At 65.5% G+C, this 21,251-nt stretch carries 4 protein-coding genes and 1 pseudogene; all 5 read left to right on the top strand.

The genetic code is table 11. The annotated features are described in order from the left end of the window. Positions 1-16: 16 nt before the first annotated feature. Positions 17-482, top strand: a pseudogene (locus tag SKP52_RS27545) (transposase); the annotation flags it as partial. Positions 483-919: 437 nt separating this feature from the next. Beyond that, on the top strand, positions 920-16,444 hold the full coding sequence (locus tag SKP52_RS26090) for an autotransporter-associated beta strand repeat-containing protein (protein ID WP_052208116.1): 15,525 nt from the start codon (positions 920-922) through the stop codon (positions 16,442-16,444). A gap of 112 nt (positions 16,445-16,556) precedes the next feature. Then, positions 16,557-18,044 (top strand): carboxylesterase/lipase family protein, encoded by a 1,488-nt coding sequence (locus tag SKP52_RS10885; protein ID WP_052208114.1) that lies wholly within the window; start codon positions 16,557-16,559, stop codon positions 18,042-18,044. A gap of 4 nt (positions 18,045-18,048) precedes the next feature. Then, the gene (locus tag SKP52_RS10880; protein ID WP_039574715.1) at positions 18,049-18,822 is read left to right on the top strand and encodes an SDR family NAD(P)-dependent oxidoreductase; all 774 of its coding nucleotides are present in this window, start codon (positions 18,049-18,051) and stop codon (positions 18,820-18,822) included. Between the two features lie 251 nt (positions 18,823-19,073). After that, positions 19,074-21,251, top strand: coding sequence for a TonB-dependent receptor (locus tag SKP52_RS10875; protein ID WP_039574713.1), 2,178 nt, complete (start codon positions 19,074-19,076; stop codon positions 21,249-21,251).

Below are 21,251 nucleotides of genomic sequence, written 5' to 3'. Positions count from 1 at the left end.
GAATTGACAAAAGCGATTCCCGAACGGGATGCTCCATGTGCTGGGGGTTGGCTGCCCTTGGCGCGACATGCACGAACGCTATGGCAAGGGGAACTCGGTCTAAGTCCGGTTCCGGCGCTGGGCCGAACAAGCGGGCTTGGGATGGCCTGCTGCAAACGCTTTTGGGCGATCACGTGGCGACTTTACAGACAAGGTCCACGCCCGCTCGGACAATCGGGGACGCCCTCTCGGCTTCCTCCTGACCGGCGGCGAAGCATCGGATTACGCCGCCGCCGAAGCCCAAGGCGCTGCTCGCCGACAAGGGCTATGATGGTGATCGCGTCCGCGAAAGCCTGTTGGATCCAGGGCATCTTGCCGATCAGCCCGCCGCGCGCGAACCGCAAGGCGCTCGAACAGCCCCATTATCGGCGCTACAAGGATCGCAACCGCATCGAGCGAATGCTCAGCCCGCTCGCACACAGCAGCGCCGCATCTCCACCCGTTGCGCGGCGTCGATGTTACTCGGTATCAGTTGCCCGTATCGATACCGCGACATACCTCCCTTTGCTGCTTTCCAGTAACCAACTGATAATAAATCTTTTGTAGTCGGCGGCCGTGCCCTCTTCCGTTTTTGCCGGGGGATGCGCTTGGCCTGATCTTCCGCAAGGACCCGCTTCGGCGGCGGAAGGTCGGTGGTGGGAAGAGATGTGCGGGCGTTCGTCTTGCGAGCGCTGGCACAGCAATGGGAAGGCGAGGCTCGTTTTGCGGGCCGTGCCACAGCCACCGGGGGCCGTATGATCGGGGATGACGCGTTTCTTTCTGTCCTCTTTGCGCCCGACATCGCCCTCGTTTCGTCCTGCCTCAAACGGTCCCTCATCATCAGACACATCCTCCCCCGTGATCCGCTCACGAACCCCGAATCGTGCCCGAAGGAAAAATCATGACAATCGACAGCCAACCTGCGCCCTCCATCCGCAAGGTCCAGCCGTTGTCGCGCCGCCTGTTGTGCGGAGCCTCGCTCGCGGCCGTGCTGGCGTGCGCCCCGCTGTCCGCGCGTGCTGAGGATCGATATTGGGATGCCAACGGCACCGCGGTCGGATCTGGCGGCCCCGGCACATGGAACCTTGCCAACCTCAACTGGAGCCCCAATGGCGACGGGGTGAGCGGTCCCTTTGTCGAGCCGTGGAACAATGACGATCTCGACAATGCAATCTTTGGCGGAACCGCGGGAACGGTGACGGTGGGCGCGCCGGTAACGGTCGGCAATATCACTTTCAGTTCGGCGGGTTATGTCCTGAACGGCGGCACCATTACATTGGGCGCGGCCAATTCGACGATTACGACGGGGACCGGAACAACCACGATCAATTCGGTTCTGGCGGGGTCCAACGGGCTGATCAAGGCGGGCGGCGGCGCGCTGGTGCTGAGCGGCGCGAACAGCTTCGCCGGGGATATCAACATCAACGCGGGCAGCCTTTATGCGACCGCCGATAGCGCGCTCGGGGCGGCGGGGAATAACATATTCACGGCGGCTGCCTCGAACGTCCGGTTGTCGATCGGCGGTGCGGGCACCTCGCGAACGGTCACGATCGGCAACGGTGGCAATCTGATCCTCGAAGGAACCGGGGCAGGCGCTGCCCAAATAAGAGGCAACGGGTCGGTGCAGCTTGCGGCGAGCGGCATCACGATGAGCAACAACCTTAGCGACTATACTGGTCGCACCGTCTTCCAAGGCTGCAACGGAACCTGCTCGGCGCGATTCACGTCGATCGGCAACCTTGGCGAGGCGAGTTCGCTCGGCGCGCCGGTGACGGTGGCCGACGGTACGATCGTCTTCAACCAGCAGAGCCAGTATAGCGACACCATCTTCTACATTGGCGATGGCGACAGTTCGAACCGCAATTGGGATATCAACGGCAATGCCGCCCTGATCCGCAATCAAGGCACGGGTACACTCGAAATCACCGGTGACGTCGATATTTCGACCGCCGGGACATTTTACGCTGACACGGCGGACATCCGCTTGCTCGGCGTGTTGAGCGGCGGCGCGTTCGGTTTCAATGCCGCGGCTGGCCGCCACGTTCTGCTCGGTAACGCAAATATTTTTACCGAACAGGCGGCGCTCGCCGGCGAAATCCGTGTCGGAAAGCTTGCCGACATCGGGGCTGCGAGTTCGCTCGGCGCGGGGACGACGATCGCGCTCAGCAACGGAACGCTCAGCTATATCGGCACGGGTGACGCGAGCAACCGCGAGTGGCTGGTCAATGGCGCGACCAATGCGATCCGCAACGACGGCACGGGCGCGCTCACGCTTTCGGGCGCGATCGCGTTCAACGCCGGGACTCCGAATCCCGATACGCTGACTTTCGGCGGCAGCTATGCCGGAACCAATATCTTCGAGGGCGTCATGTCGGGTAACGGCAATATCGTCGCGGATAGTGCGGGAACCTGGGTTCTGCGCGGGGCGAATGCCCAGCGCGGTACCGTAACGGTAAATAATGGTACGCTACGTGCTGAAATTGCCGGCGCATTCGGCAACGCGACGGGCTTTGTCGTGAACGGCGGGATGCTCGACCTCGGCGGTTTCGATCTCGTCGCGCCCTCTCTTACCGGCAATGGCGGTACGGTCGCGCTCAGCGGTGCAACGCTGACGGTCAATGCCGCGACGGCGCAGAGCTTCGGAGGCGAGATCGCGGGCAGCGGCGCGCTTATAAAGGCGGGCGCCGGCACGCTCACACTGACCGGCGCGAACAGCTATGTCGGGACGACGACGGTCGCTGGGGGCAGGCTTGCGCTCGACTTCGCAGGTGCGGCGGGCCCTGTATCGAACATCCTGTCGTCGGCATCGCATCTGGTGTTGTCGGGCGGCGCACTCGACGTGTTTGGCGCGGCGGGCGAGGTCAACAGCCAGACGTTCAACGGTCTGACCGTCAGTGCAGGCAGCAACACGCTGCGCGGTATCAGCGGCGCGGGCGGCGCGGTGAACCTCAATCTCGGCGCGATCAATCGGACGGGCGGGCTGGTCAATTTCGTGCTTCCCGGCGCGGGTGCGATCACGACGTCGAATCTTGATGGGGTGCTGGGCGGTTGGGCGACCGTCAACGGATCCGATTATGCCAAGGTCGTTGGCGGCAATGTCGTCGCGTTCGACGCGGTCGATTACACGGACAAGGATAATGCCGGCACTTGGGCGACCGGCGAAATCATCAGCGACAGTGCCGGGGCAGCTAACTCGCCCTATTTGGGAACGGTCGGGGGCAATGTTTACCTTGCGGGTCTGCGATATTCAGCTGCCGCGGGATCGACGGTCACCGTTGGTGCGGGCAATACGCTGGGCGTGGACGGCACGGTCATTATCGCGCCCAGTGTCGGCACGGCGAACCAGACGATCACCGGCGGTCAGCTCACCAGCGGTGTCGCGGGCGGGGCGCTCGGCATCCAGCATAATGGCGGCGGCATTTTCACGATCGCATCGGCGATCGTCGACGGTGGCGGCGTAACCTCCTTCGCGAAGGGGGGAGCCGGCCGCGTCGCGCTGTCGGGAACGAACAGCTACACCGGCACGACGACGCTGACCGACGGCATCCTGCAGGTCTCGAGCATCGCGAACGGCGGCGTTGCGTCGAGCATCGGTTCGTCGTCGGCGGCATCGGGCAACCTCGTGATCGAGGGCGGGACGCTGCAATATACGGGCGGCACCGCCAGCAGCGATCGCGGTTTCACGCTGGTCAATGGCGGGATCTCGCGTACGATCGACGTGACGCAGGCGGGAACCGACCTGACCTTCTCCGGCCTCGTGACGAGCGCCGACGATGCCAGCTTTACCAAGGTAGGTGCAGGTACGCTGACGCTCGCCAACGCCGCAAATGATTATGTCGGCGTAACGACAGTCGCTGGCGGCACGCTCGCCGTGAACACCCTGGCCGACGGGGGCACCGCGAGCGGTCTCGGGGCTGCAAGCAATGACGCTGCGAACATCATACTCACCACCGACGGCCGGCTGCGCTATACCGGCGGTAACGTCGCGACCGACCGCGGCTTCACGCTGGCGGGCGGAAATGGCCGGATCGACGTCGCGCAGGCGGGAACGACGCTGACGATCAGCGGCGTGGCGACGGGAGCCGGGCACTTCGTCAAAGACGGGGCCGGTACACTCGTTCTCAGCGGTACGAACAGCTATGCTGGCGAAACCTTAGTTACCGCGGGGACATTGCGTGCAGGGTCGGCGCGCGCCTTTGGCCCGGGCGGGCGCTATATGACCGTCAACACGGGCGCGACGCTCGATCTCGGCGGTTATGATATCAATGTCGCAGCGATCATCGGCGGCGGCCTCGTCGACCTTGGCGGCCGAACGCTGACCACCGCTGGCGGCCCAGGAGTCTTTACGGGGCGGATCACCGGCACCGGAGGCTTCACCCGCGGTGCAGGCAGCTATACACAGACGATCAGCGGCTGCGATAACGACTATACCGGCGTCACGACGATCAGCGGCGGGCTCGCAATAGACTGCATCGCGAACGGCGGGCAAGCGAGCGCGATCGGCGCATCGTCGGCTTCCGCATCGAACCTCGCCTTTGCGGGCGGGACGCTCGCCTATACCGGCGCCAGCGCCTCGACCGACCGCGGCTTTACGCTCCTCGGAAATGGCGTCCTCAATGTCGTCGATGCGGGGACAACGCTGGAATTTTCCGGCGCGGTTACCGGCGGCGGATTATTCTTCAAGGACGGTGCCGGAACGCTGCTCCTGTCCGGCGTGAATAATTCGACCGGCAATGTGCGCGTTGTAAATGGTACGCTACGCGCCGGCTCGACAACGGCGCTCGGCAGCGGCTGGCTGTCGCTCGACAATACCGCGGGCGTCCTGTTCAACCTCGACGGATACAGCAACAGCGTTGCCGCCCTCGCGGGCGGCGGCACGCTGGGCGGCAATATCGCTCTTGGCGGAGCGACGCTCACGATCAATCTCGGCGGCAGCCTTGTCGCAGCCAATTTCGGCGGAGCGATCAGCGGTGCCGGTGGTTTGATAAAGAATGGCGGCAGCATCCAGCAGCTCTCCGGCTGTTCCAGCAGCTATACCGGGACCACCGTCATCAATCAGGGGACGCTCGCGGTTACCTGTCTCGAAGACGGCGGTGCGAACAGTTCGATCGGTTCGTCCTCGTCGGCGGCGAGCAACCTCGTACTGAGCGGGGGAACGCTGCAATATATCGGCACAGGCGGCAGCACGAACCGCCAGTTCACGCTCGGCGCCTCGGCGACCAGCAAGCTCGATGCATCGGGCACCGGCGCGATCGCCTTCACGCACGCGGGACCGTTGACCTTTGCGAGCGCGAACACCGCTCAGACGCTGACGCTCGGCGGAACCAACACGGGCAACAATCTTTTCGGTGCACAGATCACGAACAACGGCACCGGCGTCACCCGCCTTGCCAAGAATGACGCGGGCACTTGGGTGCTGACCAATTCGGGCAGCACCTACACCGGCGTGACGACAATCAACGGCGGCGTGCTCGCGGTCGACAAGCTCTCCGACGGCGGTGTCGCAAGCAGTATCGGCGCCTCGACGGCCGCCGCTTCGAACCTCGTCATCGGCAATGGCTCGACGCTGCGCTACACCGGCAGCGGCGACACGACCAACCGCCTCTTCACCCTGTCGCAGGGCGTGACCTTCATCGAATCGTCGGGGACGGGCGCGATCGTCTTTACCGACACGGGACCGGTGACGCTGGCGGGCAACAATCAGGCGCGCACGATCGCGCTTGGGGGCACCAACACGGGCAACAACACGCTCGCGGGCGCGATCGGCAACGCGGGGACAGGCGTCACCACGCTCGCGAAGAACGACAGCGGCACGTGGGTGCTGACCGGCAACCACAGCTATACCGGATCGACCAATATCAACGGCGGCACGTTGTTCGTCGGGGGTGGCGGCACGACGGGTTCGATCGCGAGTGCCCTCGTCAACAATTTCGGCACGCTCGGTTTCAACCGCGGCGACCTATTGTCCTATGGCGGCCAGATCGTCGGCACCGGCTCGCTGCGACAGGCGGGGACGGGGACGACTGTCCTCACCGGCACCAATATCTACACCGGCGGCACGACGATCGAGGCGGGCACGCTTCAGCTCGGCAATGGCGGGGCGACGGGCAGCATCGTCGGCGACGTCGTCAACAATGGCGTGCTGGTGTTCAACCGTTCCGACCTCGTCAACTTCGGCGGAATCATATCGGGCAGCGGCGCCGTGCGGCAGATCGGTGGTGGCACGACGGTGCTTTCGGGCGTCAACAGCTATGCCGGCGGGACGTCGATCCTGGGGGGTAATTTGCAGGTGTCGGCCGACGCGAACCTCGGCGACGCGGCGGGCGGTCTCATTTTCTCCGGCGGCACGCTGCGGACGACCGCATCCTTTTCGAGCGCGCGCAGCACCAGCCTGACCGGCGCGGGCACCATCCTGACCGATGCCGGTACGACCTTCGCGCTGAGCGGCCTGATTTCGGGCGCGGGCGGCCTCACCAAGTCCGGCACGGGCATTTTGACGCTGAGCGGCAACAACAGCTATGCTGGCGCGACCAATGTCAACGCGGGCACGCTGCGCATCAATGGCGACCAATCCGCGGCGACGGGCCTTGTAACGGTGGCGTCGGGCGCAACGCTTGCGGGCAGCGGGACGATCGGCGGCAGCGTCAATGTGCTTGACGGCGGCATCCTCGCACCCGGCAACAGCCCCGGCACGCTCAATATCGATGGCGACCTGACGCTCGCGGGCGGTTCGATCCTGAACTTCGAATTCGGCGAAGCCGGCGTCGCGGGCGGCGCGCTTAACGATCTGGTCAACGTCGGCGGCAATCTGACACTTGATGGGACAATCAACGTCACGGGGTCGAGTGGCGGTTATTTCGGCGGCGGCATCTACCGCGTCTTCAACTATAACGGGACGCTCACCGACAATGGGCTCGCGCTGGGATCGATGCCGGCCGGGAGCAATGTCACGGTCCAGACCTCGGTCGCGGGACAGGTCAACCTGATCAACAGCGAGGGCCTTGCACTCAGCTTCTGGGACGGCGGCGCCGGACCCAAATTCGACGATATGGTCAACGGCGGCGATGGCAGCTGGCATCTCGGCGGCGCCGACAACAACTGGACCGGCGCCGACGGCGCGGTCAACGCGGCCTATGCCGATGGCACCTTCGCCATCTTCGCGGGCATGCCGGGCACCGTCACGGTCGACAACAGCGGCGGCGCGGTCACGGCGACGGGAATGCAGTTCGCGACCGACGGTTATCTGATCGATGGCGCGCCGCTGACGCTGGTCGGCCCCGAATCGATCATTCGCGTCGGCGACGGCACCGCGGCGGGTGCAGGCTTCACCGCGACGATCAGCGCCGATCTCACCGGTGCGTCCCAGCTGGTAAAGACCGATGCCGGCACGCTCGTACTGACGGGGTCCAACAGCTACACCGGCGGCACGCGGATCGAGGGCGGCGTCATTTCGGTCGAGAATGACAGCTTCCTCGGCGATGCTGGTAGCGCGATCACGCTCGACGGCGGCACCTTACGGATGACGGGCGCTAACTCGGTCAACGCGCACGCCTACATTCTGGGCGCGAACGGCGGTGCAATCGACATTGCAAATGCCGCAACGTCGAACGGCGTCCTCAATGCCATGACAGGGAGCGGCGGATTTACGAAACTCGGCGACGGTTCGCTCGCGCTCGCTGGCGAGAACAGCTATACCGGCGGCACGAGGATCGAGGCGGGTGCGCTGCAGATTGGCGGCCTTGACGGCACGACCGGTTCGATCGTGGGCGACGTGGTCAACAATGCCCGCCTCACCTTCAATCGCTCGAACGCCTATACCTATGCCGGCTCGATTACTGGCACCGGCACTCTATGGGTAACCAGCACCGGCGTGACCACGCTGACCGGCGACAGCAATTATGGCGGTGGCACGCTCATCAACGGCTCGGGCGGCGAGCTTCGCATCGTCGGCGGGGCAAGGGTAACGTCCGGGGGCAGCACGAGCTTGGGCCGCTCGACGCTGAGCATTGACGGTGCGAACTCGGTCTTCAGCACCACCGCCATCGGCAGCGCAAATCTCGCCGGCACGGGCTCGGTCATCATGAATGTCACCAATGGCGGCACGCTCCGGGTCACGGCAGGCGACGTAGCGGTGCGCGCTGTGTCTCCCGTCTCTACACAGATCAACATCACGGGCGCGAACTCGCTGGCCGATGTGTCGGGCGGGATCCGGGGGAGCACGGTCTTCAACGGCCCCTTCAGCCTGATGATCGGCGCGGGCGGAACGCTGCGCACCGGCGGCGACAGCCAGATCGGCACCGCGACCAGCAACACAATCCCGCTTGCCGTGGCGATCACCGGTGCCGACTCCAACTGGACGAGCGCCGGCGCGCTGCTGATGACCGCCGGCAGTTTCGCGGTCGATCAGGGCGGCGTGGCAAGCTTTGCGTCCGCGACCCTCGGGGCGGCACCAGGGACCGCCAACCTGACGGTGTCGGGCACGGGCTCCAGCTTCGCCACGACCGGTGACCTGATTATCGGTAGCGGGACTGGCACTGCCGTCCTGACGGTTGCCGACAACGGCCGTGCGATCGCCGGCTCAGGCCTCCAGATTGCGGCCCAAGCCGGTTCGACCGGCACCGTGAATATCGGCGGTGTCGAGGGCGGTGCCGCTGCGGCAGCCGGCTTCATCGACGGCAACATCATATTCGGCCTCGGCGCGGGCGCGCTGAACTTCAACCACACCGGCCCCGACTATCTCTTCGCCAACAGCATGTCGGGCGCGGGTTCGATCAATCATGCGGCCGGCTCCACGCGCCTGACCGGTGACAGCTCGGCCTTTACCGGCACGACGTCGGTCGCGGGCGGCACGCTGCTCGTCGACGGCATTCTCGGCGGCGGGGCGAGCAGCGTCAGTGTGGCGACCGGCGGCACACTCGGCGGCACCGGCACGCTGGGCGGCAATGTCGACATCCTCGACGGTAACCTTAATCCGGGCGATGTCGGCGGGATTCCGGGCAGGTTGACCATCGCTGGCAATCTGACCCTCGCGGCGGCCGCAACGCTCAACGTCGATTTCGGCCAGGCGAATGTCGTCGGCGGTGCGTTTAACGACTTGATCGAGGTCGGTGGCGACCTGACGCTCGACGGCGCGCTCAATGTTTCGGTTCCTCCCGGCGGCAGCTTCGATCCGGGCGTCTATCGCGTCATCAACTATGGCGGGACGCTGACCGACAACGGGTTGACGGTCAATGCGGGCTATTTCGTGCAGACCTCGGTCGCGAACCAGGTCAATCTGGTGAACACCACCGGCCTCACCATGCGCTTCTGGGACGGCGTAAACGGGGGCAAGAACGACGGGACGATTACGGGCGGCGACGGCCTGTGGCAGGCGGCAGGCGGCAATGACAACTGGACCGAGTTCGACGGGTCGGCGAATGCCCCGTTCACCGACGCGGCCTTCGCGGTCTTTTCGGGTGTCGGTGGCGCGGTAACCGTCGACGGCTCGCTCGGCGCGGTCACGGCATCGGGGATGCAGTTCGCCAGCGACGGCTATGTCCTCGCGGGCGACGATATCGCGCTCGTTGAATCGGAGGCGATTATTCGCGTCGGTGACGGCTCGATTGGCGGCGCGGATTACACCGCGACGATCGCGTCGAACCTGAACGGCATCGGCGACGTCATCAAGACCGACCTCGGAACGCTCATTCTGACGGGCGACAACAATTTCGTGGGCGAAACCAACGTCCGGGGCGGCGAACTGCGGCTCGCGGACGGCGGCACGCTGACAAATGCGGCCGGCATGATCGGCCGCGAGGCCGGCGAGCAGGGCATCGTCACTGTCACGGGTACCGACGGCAGCGGCAATGCCTCGACCTGGACCAACGCGGGCATGCTCCGTGTCGGCCGCCTCGGCACCGGCACGCTGAACATCCTCGATGGCGGCATCGTGACCGTCGCGGATCTCGCTTATATTGGCGACGATGTCGGCAGCCAGGGGACCGTCAATGTTTCGGGCCAGGATGCCAATGGCAATGCCTCGACCTGGACCGGGGCAAGCGACATCGTCGTCGGCGAGTTCGGCACCGGCACGTTGAACATTACAGCGGGCGCCCAGGTCAGCAACCAGTCGGGCTGGATCGGCTCCAACGCCGGCAGCCAGGGTATCGTCAATGTCTCGGGTGTCGGCGGCAACGGCGCCGCCTCGACCTGGACGAACAACGGCGATGTGCTCGTCGGCTATGACGGCAACGGGACGTTGAACATCACGGACGGCGGCAAGGTCGTCAGCGTCGGCGGCCAGATCGGCGCCAGTACCGACGGCGTCGGACAGGTTCTCGTAACCGGCGCAGGCTCGCTGTGGGAAAACAGCGGACGGATCAACGTCGGCCTGTCTGGTGCGGGCACGCTGCGCATCGAAAATGGCGCGACGGTGACCAGCAACGACGGGATCGTCGGGGCCTCCGGAAACGGCAACGCGATCATATCCGGGGCCGGCACCTCATGGGTCAACACCCAGCAGCTGAATGTCGGCAGCTTTGGCACCGGCTCCCTGCGTATCGAGAACGGCGCGAGCGTCACCAGCAATCAGGGTTATATCGGGGCCAATTCCACCGGCAGCGTCGTTGTGACTGGCGCCGGGTCGCGCTGGCTGGTCACCGATTTCTCGATGACCGTCGGCAATGATGGTACGGGCTCGCTTTTGGTCGATAACGGGGGGCTGGTCCGCGCCGACGGCGGCGTCGCGCTCGGCGTCGCGGCGGGGTCCAGCGGATCTGTGACCATTGCGGGCACGACCGGGAGTCGCGGTGTTGTCGAGACCAGCCAGATCGGTGGCGGTTTGGGGACGGTCAATTTCTCGCTCGACGGCGGCGTGCTCCGCGCGACGCAGGATGAAGGCGAGTTCTTCGTCGATTTCGGTGCGAACGACATTACGCTCGGCACAAACGGCGGCATCATCGACACCAACGGTCACAATATCGGCATGGCGCCGCGCTTCGCTGGCGCGGGCGGGCTGACCAAGGACGGTCTCGGCACATTGACGCTGACCGGCGCCAATAGCTATGCGGGGGCCACCCTCGTCAACGCGGGCACTTTGCTCGTCAGCGGCGACCAGTCGGCGGCGACCGGGCTGACGACGGCCTTCTCGGGCGCAACGCTTGGCGGCAATGGAATCATCGGCGGCAACGTCGATGTGCAGAATGGCGCCACACTTGCGCCCGGCGAGAGTGCGGGGACGCTGACGATCAACGGCAATCTGTCGCTCGCCGGCGGGTCGATCCTTGCCTATGAATTCGGGCAGGCGAATGTCGCAGGCGGCGCGCTCAACGATCTCGTCAATGTCGGGGGCGATCTGGTCCTCGACGGGACGATCGACGTGTCGGTGTCGACGGGCGGCACCTTCGGTCCCGGAATCTATCGCGTGTTCAACTATGGCGGCGCGCTGACCGACAACGGACTGGCGCTGGGCGCGATCCCCGGCGGCGGCGCGGGCGTTTCGGTGCAGACCGCGATCGCGGGTCAGGTGAACCTCGTCAACACGCAGGGCCTCGCGCTCAGCTTCTGGGACGGCGCGGCCGGACCCAAGCATGATGGCGTGCTCAACGGCGGCAACGGCGTGTGGCGTATCGCCGGCGGCGCGAATAACTGGACCGACGCGAACGGGACGATCAACGCCGATTATGCGCAGGATAGTTTCGCGGTCTTCGCAGCGGCGCCCGGAACGGTTACGATCGACAACAGTGGCGGCGCGGTGCTCGCGTCGGGGATGCAGTTCGCTAGCGACGGCTATGTCGTGACCGGCGATACGCTGACGCTCACCGGCACGCAGGCGCTCGTCCAGGTCGGCGACAGCAGCGCCGCGGGCGCGGGCTACACCGCGACGATCGGCGCCGACCTGACGGGGACGGCGATGCTGGTGAAAACCGATGCAGGCGCGCTCAATCTGTCGGGCACCAACAGCTATGCCGGCGGCACCGCGATCAACGGTGGCACCATCCGCATTTCGTCCGACGCCAACCTTGGCGACGCGGCGGGCGGACTGTCGTTTGGCGGTGGCACCTTGCACACGACGGCCGCGATGGTTTCGAACCGTGCGGTGGACCTCGCAGGCGACGCGACCTTCCTGACCGACGCGGGCCTGACGCTCGCGGGGGTCGTTTCGGGCGCGGGCAGCCTGACCAAGGACGGCGCGGGAACTCTCGTCCTGAGGGCAAACAATGTTTACACCGGCGATACGGCGATCCACGCCGGGCGGCTGGAGATTGGCGGCGGCGCCGCCAGTGGCGCGATCGCCGGTGATGTCGTCAACGACGGCGTGCTCGCGTTCAATCGGTCGGACGATACGACTTTCGCCGGACTGATTTCGGGCGGCGGTTCGCTTGAGCAGATGGGTTCGGGAAGGACGATCCTAACCGGCGACCATCTCTTCACGGGCGGCACGACGATATCGGCGGGTACGCTGCAACTGGGCGATGGAGGCATCTCGGGCTCGATCTCGGGCAACATTGTCAACAACGGCCTGCTCGTCTTCAGCCGCGCCGACACCCATAGTTTCGGGGGCGTGATTTCGGGTGGCGGTGCAGTCGACCAAAATGGTTCGGGCACCACGATCCTTACCGGCAGCAACAGCTATACCGGGACAACCAGCGTCAGTGCAGGCACCCTGCTCGTAAATGGCGACCAGTCGGCGGCGACGGGCGCGACCAATGTTGGCGCGGGCGCGACGCTGGGCGGGTCGGGCATCATCGGCGGAAATGTGTTCGTCAACAGCGGCGCCACGCTCGCTCCGGGCGCTAATGCTCCGGGTACGCTCACGATCAACGGCAATCTCGCACTCGCCGCGGGCGCGACGCTCGGCTTCGAATTCGGCCGCGCGAACGATGTCGGCGGTCCGCTCAACGACGTCGTCAACGTCGGCGGGGATATCGTCCTCGACGGCACGCTCGACGTGGCGGTGCCGGTGGGCGGTGCGTTCGATATCGGCCTCTATCGTATCATCAACTATGCGGGGGCGCTGACCGACAATGGCCTCGCGCTCGGGACGATGCCCGCGGGTGCCAATGCGCAGGTGCAGACGTCGATCGCGGGCGAAGTGAACCTGATCAACAAGGGATCGGCGACGCTTAACTTCTGGGACGGCGCGGCTGGGCCGAAGTTCGACAATGCCGTGAACGGCGGCGACGGCGTCTGGCAAAATAGCCTCGGCAACGACAATTGGGCCGACGTCACGGGTGCGGTCAACGCGGGCTATGATGACGGCGCCTTCGCCATCTTCTCGGGCGAGGCCGGAACGGTGACGATCGACAATAGCCTGGGCACGGTCGGCGCCTCGGGGATGCAGTTCGCGACGGGCGGTTATCGCATCACCGGCGACGCGCTGACGCTGGATGGCGCGCAGGCGGTGATCCGTGTCGGTGACGGCACCGCGGCCGGCGCAGCCTATGTTGCGACGATAGATGCCGAACTGACGGGCGCGGCCGGGTTGGTGAAGACCGATGCGGGGACGCTCGTGCTCGCGGGCAGCAACAGCTACACCGGCGGAACGTCGATCAACGGCGGTACGCTGCAAATCGGCGCCGATGCCAATCTGGGCGGCGGGACGATCCGCTTCGACGGCGGGACGCTGCGAACGACGGCGAGCTTCAGCTTGGCGCGCGGCGTCGACCTGATCGGTACCGGCGGTTTCCGCACCGACGCGGGAACGACGCTGACGCTTGCGGGCGCGCTGTCGGGCGTGGGCAGCTTTACCAAGAGCGGCGACGGTATGCTGGTTCTGGGTGGCGGCGGCACCTATGGCGGTGCAACGGTCGCCGCCGGCACGATGTTCGTGAACGGCAATTACGCTGCCGCCGCCGGGACGACGAATGTCCTCGCCGGCGCGACGCTGGGCGGCATCGGCACGATCGGCGGCAATGTCGCTTTGGCCAATGGTGCGACGCTCGCACCGGGCGCGGGCTCGGCGGGAACGCTGACGATCGGCGGCAATTTGTCACTGTCGGCGACAACGCAGCTCGATTTCGAGTTCGGCGCGGCTGGGATCGTGGGCGGCGCGCTCAACGATCTCGTCAACGTGGGCGGCAATCTGGTGCTCGACGGCGTGATCAACGTCGGCGTTCCGACCGGTGGCGCGTTCGACGTCGGCGTCTATCGGATGTTCAACTATGGGGGCACGTTGACTAACAATGGCGTCACGCTCGGCACGCTGCCAACGGGGGCGAATGCGGTCGTCCAGACGTCGATCGCGGGGCAAGTGAACCTCGTCAATTCGGCGGGACTGACGCTCAATTTTTGGGATGGCGCGGCCGGGCCCAAGAATAATGGCGTCGTCAACGGCGGCAGTGGCGTGTGGCAGGCGAGCCCCGGCAACGACAATTGGACCGGCGAGAATGGCGCGGTGAACGCAGGCTATACCGACGGCGCCTTCGCCATCTTCGGCGGCACCGGCGGTACCGTCACCGTGGACAATGGCCTTGGCGCCGTGTCGGCGGCCGGGATGCAGTTCGCGGCGAACAATTATGTCATCACGGGCGGCGGCATCACCCTGACCGATGCGACCGCGACGATCCGCGTCGGCGACGGCAGCAGCGCGGGCGCGGGCTTCACCGCGACGATCAATTCGTCGCTCAGCGGTGCGGCTCAGCTCGTCAAATCGGACGCGGGAACGCTCGTCCTCGGCGGTACGAACAGCTACACCGGCGGCACCCAGATCGTTGGCGGTACGATCCGCATCTCGAACGACGCAAACCTCGGCGCCACGAGCGGCGCCGTGACGCTCGATGGCGGCACGCTCGAAACGAGCGCCAACCTCACCAGCGCGCGTGATATCGTCGTCGCGAGCGGGGGCACGATCGCGGCCGCTGCCGATACGGTCTTCACCTATCATGGCCTGTTATCGGGCGCTGGGGTGCTGGCCAAGAATGGCGCGGGCACCTTGCTTGTCACTGGCAACAACAGCGGCTTTGGCGGCAGCACGACGGTCGCCGGCGGCACGCTTTCCGTGCAGGGAAGCCTCGGCGGCGCGGTGAGCGTCGGTTCGGCGGGTCGTCTCGACGGCGCGGGCCGCGTCGGCAGCATCGTCAATGCGGGCATCGTCGCACCGGGCAGCGGCATCGGTTCGCTGACCGTCACGGGCGACTATGCGGGCAATGGCGGCGTTCTCGAGATCGAAGCTGCGCTTGGCGGCGACACATCGGCGACCGATCGTCTGATCGTGAGCGGCGCGACGTCGGGGAACACGCGGGTCGCGGTGATCAATCGCGGCGGCCTCGGCGCGCAGACGGTTGACGGGATCAAGATCGTCGACGTCGCCGGTGCATCGAACGGAAATTTCGCGCTCGACGGCGACTATCTGTTCGGCGGCCAGCAGGCGGTGATCGCGGGCGCCTATGGCTATCGCCTCTACAAGAACGGCATCTCGACGCCGCAGGACGGGGACTGGTATCTGCGTTCGGCGCGGCTCGATGAGGCCGGTAATCCGCAAGGCCCGCTCTATCAGCCGGGTGTCCCGGTCTATGAGGCCTATGTCGGGGCGCTGCAGTCGCTGAACCGCCTGCCGACCTTGCAACAGCGCGTCGGCAACCGGTCATGGGCCGCGTCGCCGGTCGCCGGCGCGGGCCTGTGGGGCCGGTTCGAATCCGAACGTCAGCGTCCGGACGCGCTCGTCTCGACCAGCGGCGCGGATCGCAAGGTAGACCAGTGGCAGGCGCAGCTCGGGCTCGACGCGACGCTAAGCCAGCGCAGCGACGGTGCAGCACTCATCGGCGGGCTGACCGCGCATTATGGCAAGGCAGACAGCGCCGTGACGTCGATCTTCGGTAACGGCAGCATCGACACGCAGGGCTATGGTGTCGGCGCGACGATGACCTGGTACGGGCCGCAGGGCTTTTACGTCGACGGTCAGGCCAAGCTCAGCTGGTTCGACAGCGACCTCGAATCGAACATCCTCGGCTCGCTCGCACAGGGCAACAAGGGGGACGGCCAGGCGTTCAGCCTCGAACTCGGCAAGCAGACGTCGATCGGGCGGAATCTCTCGGTCACGCCGCAGGTCCAGATGAGCTTTGCCAAGGTCGATTTCGACCGCTTCGCCGATCCGGCCGATGCGTCGGTTTCGGCGGCGAAGGGCGAAAGCCTGAAGACCCGATGGGGCATAGCGATCGACCACCAGACGAGCTGGAAGGGCCCGGCGGGCGATGTCCGCCGCACGCGCCTCTATAGCGTGATGAACCTCAGCTATGAATGGCTCGACGGCGCGGTTGCCGATGTGTCGGCAACGACGATTGCGAACCGCGACCACCGCCTGTCGGGCGAACTGGGGCTCGGCGGCAGCTACAGCTGGGGCAACGACCGCTTCACGCTCTATACCGAAATTTCGGGCGATACCGCCATCGCCGACTTCGGCGCGGGATATAATCTGAAGGGGAGCGCGGGTTTCCGGGTGCGGTTCTAGGCGCGCGGGGGCGCGGCATCGGCTCCGCTCCCGTGTCCGGGCATATTTCTTCATCCGTTGGGCATATCGGCGGGCATAGGCGCGTAGCCGTACCAGATGATATGCCGACGCAATGATCGCTGAAGAACAATATGGTGCGCCGATCGAAATCGATAGCGGCGCGATACGCGGGCGCGTCGATGGCCCTGTCGTGCGGTTTTTCGGCATCCCTTACGCCGCGCCTCCCGAGCGTTTCGAACGTCCGCGTCCGCCGCTTCCGTGGGAGGGGGTGCGCGATATGGATGATCCGGGCCCCGCGGCGCCGCACCGGATCAAGCCTTTCCCCATGGTCGACCCGACGCCGCTCGTCGGTCCGGGCAGCGATGGCAGCGATGGCGACTATCTTCGGCTGAATGTCTGGGCGCCCAAGGATGCCACGGCGGCGCCGGTGATGGTCTTTATCCACGGTGGCGGCTTTGTCGGCGGCTGCAAGGATGCGTCGGTCCACGACGGTAGCGCCTTTGCTGCCTCGGGCATCGTCTGTGTCGCGATCAACTACCGTATGGGGATCGATGGCTTTTTGCCGGTGCCCGGCGCGCCGACCAATCTGGGCCTGCGCGACATGATCTTCGCGCTCGAATGGGTACAGCGCAATATAGCGGCCTTTGGCGGCGATCCGGCCAAGATCACCGTGTTCGGGGAGAGCGCGGGCGCGATGGCGATCGCCGACCTGATTACCTCGCCGCTGGCGAAGGGCCTGTTCGCTCGGGCGATCATCCAGAGCGGCCATGGCGCGATGGTGCGCGAGATCGAAGTGGCGCAGCGGTTGGTGCGGAAGTTGGCGAAAATATTGCGTGTCAGCCCCGACGCCGGGGGTTTTAGCACCGTCACGCATGCCGCGGCGATGGATGCGATCGAGAAGGTGGCAAAGCCTTGGGCGGTCGATTTGCGCGGAAATGACGGGCGCGAGCCGGTGTATGGGATCAGCCGTTTCATTCCGGTCTATGGCGACGATGTGCTGCCCGAAAAGCCGATCGACGCGCTGCGCAAAGGGGCCGGGCGCGACGTGGAAGTCGTCATCGGCAGCAATGCCGAGGAGATGAACCTCTATTTCGTGCCGACGGGGGTGCGCAAGAAGATCGGCGGGCTGCTGGCGCGCTGGCTTCTCGGGCGGTCGCATCCGCAGGCGACGGCGGTGCTGAAGGCCTATGGCTACAAGCAGCCGGGCGTGCGGCCCGGCGAGGCGCTGACCGAAGCGATGAACGACCTCGTCTTCCGCTGGCCGGCGCGCCAATATGCCTCGGCGCATCAGGGCAAGACGTGGATGTACGAGTTCGACTGGCGCTCGCCCGCGTGCGCCGGCGAACTGGGCGCGTGCCACGGGATCGAGATGCCGTTCGTGTTCAAGACGCTGCCGACCGTCACCGGGCCGCGCGGGTTGGCGGGGATAGACCCGCCGCAGGCGCTTGCCGATCGGGTTCACGACCTGTGGGCCGGGTTCGCGCGGACGGGTGCGATGCCCTGGCCCGAGTTCGGGGCGTACCGGATGGTGTATCAGATGACGCGCGGCGAGGCGCTGCACGAACCCATGATGGCCGCCGCCGCCTTCGTTCCGGAGTAAGTCGATGTATCTCGACAAGCTGCGCTTGGGTGGGCGCACGGCCTTTGTTACGGGCGGCGCGCAAGGAATCGGCCTCGCGACCGCCGAAGCGCTGGCCGAAGCCGGCGCGAAGGTCACGATCGCCGATCGCGACGCCACCGCGCTCGACCGCGCGGTCGCCGATCTCGCGGCCAAGGGCTATGCGGTCTTCGCCGAAGTGCTCGACGTCACCGATAGCGCCGCGGTCGATGCCGCCGCCGCCGCAATGCTCGCACGCGACGGCCGGATCGACATCCTCGTCAACAATGCCGGGATCGCCCGCAGCGAAACAGCGGCCGAGGATGTCGCCGACGAACATTGGCTCAATGTGCTCGACGTAAACCTCAACGGCAGCTTCTGGTGCGCGCGCGCCTTCGGGCGGCACATGCTCGCAGCGGGGCAGGGGAGCATCGTCAATGTCGGGTCGATGTCAGGCTTCATCGTCAACCGCCCCCAGCCGCAAAGCTATTACAATGCTTCGAAGGCGGCGATGCACCAGCTGACCAAGAGCCTCGCCGCCGAATGGGCGGGGCGCGGGGTGCGCGTCAACGCGGTGGCGCCAACCTATATCGCGACGCCGCTCAACGCTTTCGCTGACAAACAGGGCGAAATGTACCGCCGCTGGATCGACGGGACGCCGCAGGCGCGGCTGGGAGAGCCCGAGGAAGTCGCGTCGGTGATCCTGTTCCTTGCGTCGGACATGGCGAGTTTGATGACCGGCAGCGTCGTGCTCGCCGACGGCGGTTACAGCTGCTGGTAGGCCAAGAGGGCCGGCTCCGATCTTTCAACTCCGTTCGCCTTGAGCTTGTCCAAGGGCGGCCCTTCTCTTTTGGGGGCGCCAGAAAGAACGGTGCTTCGACAAGCTCAACACCAACGGAATGTGGGGCTGGGAAATGGGCTGCTGCAAACCCAGTCTGCGGATCGGCACAACCTACATACCTTTCATATAGGTCTTATAGCTGTCATATAGGTTCCACGGGCGGCCGAGACCGCCGTTTTTGGGGATGCCTGATGACCAAATTCCGATTTGCCGCTGTTTCGACGCTCGTGCTGGTTGCCACCTTGGGCGCCGCGCCCGTTTTTGCTCAGGATAACGCGGCCACTCAGGTGGCCGCCGAAGCCGAAGACGAGGGCACGATCGTCGTGACCGCGCGTAAGCGCGAAGAGACGTTGAACGATATTCCTATCGCCGCCACCGCGATTACCGGCGACACGCTGATTGCGCGCGGGTTCAACTCGGTGCGCGAGGCGGCGGTGCTTTCGCCCGGCCTCAACATCAACAGCGACGGCACCGGCCGCGCCTTCGTTTCGATCCGCGGCGTCGGCGTGACGCTTGTGCAGAGCGTCCAGCCCGGCGTCGGGCTGTTTATCGACGGTATTTATCAGCCGAACACCGCCTATCTGAACAACCCGTTGGTCGACGTCGAGCGCATCGAAGTGCTGCGTGGGCCGCAGGGGACGCTGTACGGCAAGAACACGATGGGCGGCGCGATCAATGTCATCACGCGCCAGCCGGGTAATGATTTCGAGGTCCGGGCGAACGGCAGCTATGCCGGACCCGACGATTCATGGATGGTGTCGGGCTCAGTCTCGGGCCCCATCGTAACCGACAAGATCGCGCTGCGCGTCGCCGCCGCGCACCGTCAGCAGGACGGCTTCCTGACCAACACCGTCATTGGCGGCAATGCCAATCCGTTCAACACCGACAGCGTCAACGCGACGCTGCGGGTGACGCCTTCGGATGGCTTCGCGCTTACGGTCAAGGGCTATTACGACTGGGTCGACGGGGTGAACACGCCTTACTCGCGCGTGACGGGCCCTAAGGATTATTCGCGCGACGTCCAGTTCAACACGATCAACCGCGTCTCGTACAAATATCGCGGCTTCAACGCGCGCGCCGAGGCCGACCTTGGCGGCGGGTCGAAGCTCAGCGTCATAGGCGCCTATGATATGCGCAACGGCTTCACCCCGGACGGCGAAGGCGATTTCGGGCCGACCGACACGGTGCGGACGGTCGCGCGCGACAGCCTGCGCACGATGACGCTGGAATCGCGCCTCGACAGCGAATGGTCGGACCAGTTTTCGACCCTGTTCGGCGTCTTCTATTCAAACGAGATGGTCCGCGCGCGCGGGCAGGACACGATCAGCCTGACGCATCCGGTGCTGGGGCCGGTTTCGATCCTGCGTACCACGAGCGTGAAGAATGTCGGCGATACTTATGCGGCGTTCGGTACGCTCTTCTTCAAGCCCGGCCTCGACTGGGAAATCGCTGCCGGTCTGCGCTTCGATCATGAGAGCCGTACCGCGAACGGGTCGGTGGTCAGCGCGACGACGACGGTGCTCGGCACCGCGACGGCGGGCGGCATTGTCCCGACCGCGACGATCAAGTCTGACGAATGGCAGCCCAAGCTGTCGATCACGCGCAAATGGACCCCCGACCTGATGACTTATGTCTCGGTCGCGCGCGGCTATCGCGGTGGCGGGTTCAACGCCCCCACCGCGCCGACGCGCACCTATCGGGGCGACTCCGCGTGGACCTATGAAGCGGGCGCGAAATATTCGTCGCCGGGATTCAACCTGTCGGGCGCCGTCTTCTATAGCGATTACAAGGATTATATCGGGCTGAACTCGATCGCTCCCGCTGCTGGAGGCGGGCTGGTCACGGTCGATCTCAACACCGGCGACGTCGAAAGCTATGGCATCGAACTCGAAGCGATGGTGCGCCCGGTGCAGGCCTGGACGCTGCGCAGCGGGCTAACCTGGATGCACGCCCGCATCACCGACGACAGTGCCTATACCGCGACGACCGGCCGCCTGCTGTCGTCCGACCGGCTGACCTTCCAGCCCGACTGGACGGCGAGCTTTTCGAGCGATTACCGGATCGAGATGGGCGGCGACAGCGACGTGACGCTGAGCGCGGGGCTGGTTGGCAAGGGCAAGCGGCTTGCCGCGACGCTCAACGAGACGACGCCGACCCTCCTCGACAGCTATTGGCTGACGAATGCGTCGATCGCGTACCGCACCGGCCCGGTCGAGGTGGCGCTGTTCGCGAACAACATCTTCAACACGGAGTATTTCGAAAGCTATATCGAACAGACGACGCTGGCGCTCGCGGGCCTTCCTGCCTCCGACCTCGGCATCACCGGCGACCGCCGCCGTTATGGCGTGCGCGCAAGCCTGAAGTTCTGA

Source organism: Sphingopyxis fribergensis (assembly GCF_000803645.1).
GTDB lineage: Bacteria > Pseudomonadota > Alphaproteobacteria > Sphingomonadales > Sphingomonadaceae > Sphingopyxis > Sphingopyxis fribergensis.
This window is presented reverse-complemented; position numbering and strand designations above follow the sequence as displayed.